A 5,505-nucleotide genomic window follows, 5' to 3' on the forward strand; every position below is an offset into this window, starting at 1 on the left:
GGCTTTACGTTGCGATGTAAAAAGTCCCAGACAAGGTTTCGCACAAAACCTGCGGCTATGTAGCACTGAGGCAATTCAAGCTGGTAAACACATTCCAGTGCTTCAAATCGAACGGGATCTTTTCTAACTAAATCAACGATAGTATCCATTTTTCACCTTGCGCCATAACGCCCGCTTAAGGGGCAGACAACGCTACTACCAAGCTTCCGCATAACACCATAATCACAAAAACCAACGCATAGTAAAAATGCCGCGCGTTGGCTGTCCCTCTTGAAGCGTTTGTTATGTGAATTTGAGCCTAGTGAGCTAACCACTTACAAGGCTCCAGGCTCATTTCGGTAAATTTTGCTGTAAACGATGATTCTGAAGGACTACACGCATAAACTCCAAAACTGACCACTTTTTGTGTCGGCAAAGGAGGATTACATTTACCCATTTCTATCGTAGTCTCTCCCAACTGATGTAAGTGAAAGATACGGATTTGGTTGAAAACCAAGCCATCAAACGAGGATTCGATAAGAAAATCTGGCCCTCTACGACTTAAACGATACCAAATCTCTTTAGGAAGCGGGATATCGGTGGTTGCCCAATCTGAATACCCTAAATTTGTAACTACACTACCCAGCCTAGAAAATGATTGATTTTCGTACTCTATCGAAGCTTTAAACCAATTTTCATTATCGAGATAAATGATCAATCCACATTGATCAAACAGCTCTTGATAAGTAAAACTTACCTTAGCTGTAAATGTGAAATTGTCTTTTGAATCAATCAATAATGCAGGGGCATTTTCATTACGAAATCCATAATAAGAACGTTGCCAAAAATCAGTTTTCGGCTCGGTTGTTATCGAAACAAACTCGGAAGTGACTTCACTGACTTTCGGTTCAGAAATCCACTTCCCAAAAGTAAAATTTACCATTATCAATCTCTTTGTTGTTCACAAAACCCACATATTCACATAACGCCCGCTTAAGGGGCTGACAACGCTACTACCAAGTTTCCGCATAACACCGTAAACACAAAAACCAACGCATAATAAAAATGCCACGCGTTGGAAGTCCCTCTTGAAGCGTTTGTTAGGCATTTTCCAACGCATTGATATTATTGCTTAATTCCCAGCATTATAATGATTCGCCATCACTATCCACAGCAATATTTTTATAAATAAATCCATTTTTGCGAACAACATTTAGTGACGCCGAATTTTTAGAAGAGATTAATGCAAAGACAACTTTGACTAAACCAGATTCAAACGCAATTTGGCAAAGTTTGTTAACTGCAAATGTTGCAATACTTTTGTCTTGAGCCCCAAAAGCTACGTTGTAACCGATTTCAACTCGACAGTTGAACGGTGGGTTCTTGAATCCACAACTACCAATTAGCTGGTCATTTGACTTTATAAAGTATGGTAAAGACCAAACTTCACAAATTGAATCACGATAATGATTAAGAGAGCGTTCTAAAACATGATTTGGTGGAATTCCGTCAATCATATACTTGAGCTCAGATTGACCATCACGCAACATTTTTAGCTCACTCTCATTTAGCTGAATGAGTTCCATAATTTCCTTATGCCTAACGCCGCGTTAAGGGGTGAGCAACGCAGACCACCCAACCTAAACCATTGTGCCGTAATCACTGAAGCGGAATCAAACCCAAAATGCCGAGCGTTGGGAATCCCTCTTGAACGCTTTGTTATGTGAATTTTTCACGCGCCCAAAAGAGGTAAATGTTTACGCTGCTGATAGGTTAAAGCCAACTCTAAACAGGACTTGATTGCTGTTTCTGGCAACACTTGCGATATGGACAGAACGATTGCTCTGTTTCCCTGAAACACCAGTTCTTCACCATACAATTCTCGAAATGTATCGACTAACTTAGTTTGGCAATTAAAGAACAGGTAATAGTTGTTAGAAGATTTTAGCTTCCAGTCCATTCTTAGTGGGCTGCCTGTTTTTACACTATAGCTAGGTTCACCCCACTTTAGAGTTTCATCGACTTCACCCAGCTCCAAATCAGATGCGATTTGAAAGACTAGATTTCGCAGCTCCTCTAGCCTAACACGAGCATTTTCCGGATATTCATCGAAGCGTTCTTTGACTAACTTGTTCACTGAAACCTCCTATTCACATAACGCCCGGCTAAGGGGTTGACAACGCACCGTCGAACTTAAAAAACACACCGTAAATGCTGAACTTCAATTTTGCACTAAAGCCGCCACGCGTTGGCAATCCCTCTTGAGCCGTTTGTTAGGCCAACCGATTGACAACGATACTTTCAAAACCAAAGAACGAGCTTTTTTGTAAACTTAAAACAAACTAACCGATTCATTTATAAACCAANGATAACTCTATTGAAAATTTGATTATCTCGACGTAAGCCTAACGCCCGGCTAAGGGGTTGACAACGCACCGTCGAACTTAAAAAACACACCGTAAATGCTGAACTTCAATTTTGCACTAAAGCCGCCACGCGTTGGCAATCCCTCTTGAGCCGTTTGTTAGGCCAACCGATTGACAACGATACTTTCAAAACCAAAGAACGAGCTTTTTTGTAAACTTAAAACAAACTAACCGATTCATTTATAAACCAAAATGCTAAATCAGCAAAGAAACAAAAAAACTCAAATTGAGCGGTTTGGAAGAAAAGTGACGAGCGTAGCATGCTCGGCGGACGTTTGGATGCTGAAGGTTATTTTGCCGCTGAATTTACAGCGCTAAGCAACTCAACGCGATCAAGAAACAACAAATAGGTGATGATTATTTATTGCTTAAGTTCAGCAATGAGAACATCGAATTTACCGTTCAATTTCAACTCGATTTAGCTGATAAAAACTCACCTTGCCTAACGCCCGGCTAAGGGGTTGACAACGCACCGCCGAACTTAAAAAACACACTGTAAACACTGAACTGCAATTTTGCACTAAAACCGCCAAGCGTTGGCAATCCCTCTTGAGCCGTTTGTTATGCAAATTCAATAAGATAAACTGACTTTACTCGATCAAAAACCACAATTGCAATGGTTGAGTGATTCAAGAATCAACCCAAGCAAGAACTGTGATAAATGAGCTGCCAAAACAAAGTCCACCTTTCAACAACAAACCAAGCTTTTGAATCAGACAAACTCAACGAGCGACAACTTCAGCAAAAGTAAAATGATCGATAAACTTGCCCTTTCCACACTTTGCGCACGCTGAATTGGCAACGAACCAGCGCTAAAACTGATTGAGGCAAACAAAGAACCTTGTCTGTTTTACGGTTTAAGTTAACCACTAATTTGAGGGTAAAAGTGCTCATTTGCCGACAACACAAAACGAATGGCCGGAGAAACCTCAAAAGATTGAACCCCTAAATTTACCTGAGTTGCATAACGCCCGGCTAAGGGGTTGACAACGCACCGCCGAACTCAAAAAACATACCGTAAACACTGAACTTTAATTTTGCACTAAAACCGCCAAGCGTTGACAATCCCTCTTGAGCCGTTTGTTAGCTGAATATTGTCAGCACGAAAAATACAAGCATTGTAAAAAAGAAAAATGTATCCGATGGCCAAATACTATCTATGATCTTTGCCAAATATACTGGAAACAACACTAAACAAATGGATATAAGTGTTAAAAACAGCGAAAAGGCCCATGTAATGCAGTAATAGAACAAAATTAAAACAAGGGAAAGTGCAGACAGTATTCCTGCCTTCACCCAAATACCGTAAATGCTGAAGTCACTAAAACCACTCAGAACCCAAAGGCGATTAAATGGAATAAACATTTGTTCAAAAACAGAGACTCCTTCCGAAACCTCCAACCAAGCTAGCCAAAATGGCCAAGATAAGAATATAAAAATTAATAGCTTATTTGAAGAAATGAACTTTTTATGGCTGCCTAAAACCCACTTAATTGAGCCGAACATTAAAAATGCCACACCCAATGTAAGAACTATAAGTTCTCTGGTTCCAGAACTTAAGTCTACTTTGGTAGCGAAGAAAAGTCCGACAAAAGCCAAGAGAGTCGTAATTCCATATAACTTCGACAAGAAGTTTAAAGCGTTAACGATTTTAAGTTCTTTGAGAGAACTTATGAGCTCTTTAAAACCACTTTCCGTGACTACGATTAATTGTTCAATATGAGGATTGGCTCTAACGCGATCTCCTGTCCAATATACCGCTATAAGGAATATTAATAATTTGTTAACCCATTCCATACTTTCGATTTCCAACTTATTCAGCTAACGCCCGCTTAAGGGGCAGACAACGCTACTATCAACTTACCGCATAACACCGTAATCACACAAACCAACGCATAATAAAATTGCCACGCGTTGGCTGTCCCTCTTGAAGCGTTTGTTATGTTTTTCTCCTAGCTCTACGCAATAATGCATTTAAATTCAGTCCCATACCCATGAAGTTAGGTTTAATCTCAAGAATATCTTCAGTAATTTGGGGCTTGTGAGTCCGATGCCCACTTACTTCAGAAAGCAGAGAAAGATAAGGCTTTGCTTCTTCTTCACTGAAGTGCTGTAAATACTGTTCAAGTGCACCCTTTATGTTCATATGATAAGTAGGTATATGTTGATTTTTGAATTGATTAGCCACTTTTCCAGAATTCCTATCTGATACTCCATTCTCAATCGCTTTTTGTTCTATTTGTTCGCAAACATTCAGGCAAGCTTTTGATGACGCCAAGAACCCTAAGTTCATTAGAACATCGCACGCTGCTAGCTCTCGAGGTAATAAATTTTCTGACTGATCAAAGTAAATTTTTTTACCTACTTTAGCTGCGAGGTATCCCCATTTATTCTCTATTGAAAGATACTCATGATTTTTGAAGGCATCACTGAATGCCATACTTTCTAAATTCTGACTAAAATATCCAGTAGGAATATGATTTTTTAAATCAGAAATCACCTGCGCTCGCAATTGCTTTAAAACCCATTCGTCCATTTCACTGGCCTCAACTAATAAAAACATAACGCCCGCTTAAGGGGCTGACAACGCTACTACCAAGTTTCCGCATAACACTGTAACCACCGAAATCAACGCATAATAAAAATGCCACGCGTTGGAAGTCCCTCTTGAAGCGTTTGTTATAAGCAATTATTTTCTAACGAATTTTATATATTCTTTACTTACCCAATAAAATTTTTCATTGTAGATAATCATTGCCCAGTCAGTCACTACATCCTGAACCAATATTTCCTGGCCTTTCTCAAGGTAACCTACTATTTCTTTTGTAGAAAATGGATTATCACGTACATTTAATTTATCCGCTGTTACTACATAGATAGCAGGATAGATATATTGAGAATTTGTAGTATTAGAAACCACCTGTCTTTTAACTGATTGACTACTATAAGAATTTATTCTGCACGTTTTGCTCCATGAAATACAAGAGTTACCACAAGGCTGACCTTTTTTACACTGTTTTGCATTTACACTAAAACAAACAAATATACATAAAAAAAATACAGATACATTTTTAAAATTCATAGGAACTCCAACTGATTG

At 39.0% G+C, this 5,505-nt stretch carries 7 protein-coding genes; all 7 read right to left on the bottom strand.

Annotation, left to right across the window (positions count from 1 at the left end; genetic code table 11):
• Positions 1–149 (bottom strand): nucleotidyltransferase family protein (locus tag AACU59_RS04035; protein ID WP_202598873.1); only part of this gene is annotated, 149 nt, incomplete at its 3' end.
• Positions 150–298: 149 nt separating this feature from the next.
• Entirely contained in the window at positions 299–922 is a 624-nt protein-coding gene (locus AACU59_RS04040; protein WP_161437746.1) for a DUF1349 domain-containing protein, read from the bottom strand.
• Positions 923–1,124: 202 nt separating this feature from the next.
• Positions 1,125–1,565, bottom strand: a complete 441-nt coding sequence (locus AACU59_RS04045) for a GNAT family N-acetyltransferase (RefSeq protein ID WP_161437747.1) — start codon at positions 1,563–1,565, stop codon at positions 1,125–1,127.
• A 146-nt stretch (positions 1,566–1,711) separates the two neighbouring features.
• Positions 1,712–2,116, bottom strand: a complete 405-nt coding sequence (locus AACU59_RS04050; protein WP_161437748.1) for a DUF1801 domain-containing protein — start codon at positions 2,114–2,116, stop codon at positions 1,712–1,714.
• A 1,372-nt stretch (positions 2,117–3,488) separates the two neighbouring features.
• Positions 3,489–4,202, bottom strand: coding sequence for a hypothetical protein (locus tag AACU59_RS04055; RefSeq protein ID WP_161437749.1), 714 nt, complete (start codon positions 4,200–4,202; stop codon positions 3,489–3,491).
• Between the two features lie 142 nt (positions 4,203–4,344).
• Positions 4,345–4,968, bottom strand: coding sequence for a hypothetical protein (locus AACU59_RS04060; protein WP_161437750.1), 624 nt, complete (start codon positions 4,966–4,968; stop codon positions 4,345–4,347).
• 126 nt (positions 4,969–5,094) lie between these two features.
• A partial coding sequence (locus AACU59_RS04065) for an SH3 domain-containing protein (protein ID WP_443281397.1) occupies positions 5,095–5,505 on the bottom strand: 411 nt, incomplete at its 5' end.

The organism is Vibrio sp. V23_P3S9T160 (assembly GCF_963886625.1).
GTDB classification, from domain to species: Bacteria; Pseudomonadota; Gammaproteobacteria; order Enterobacterales; family Vibrionaceae; genus Vibrio; species Vibrio anguillarum.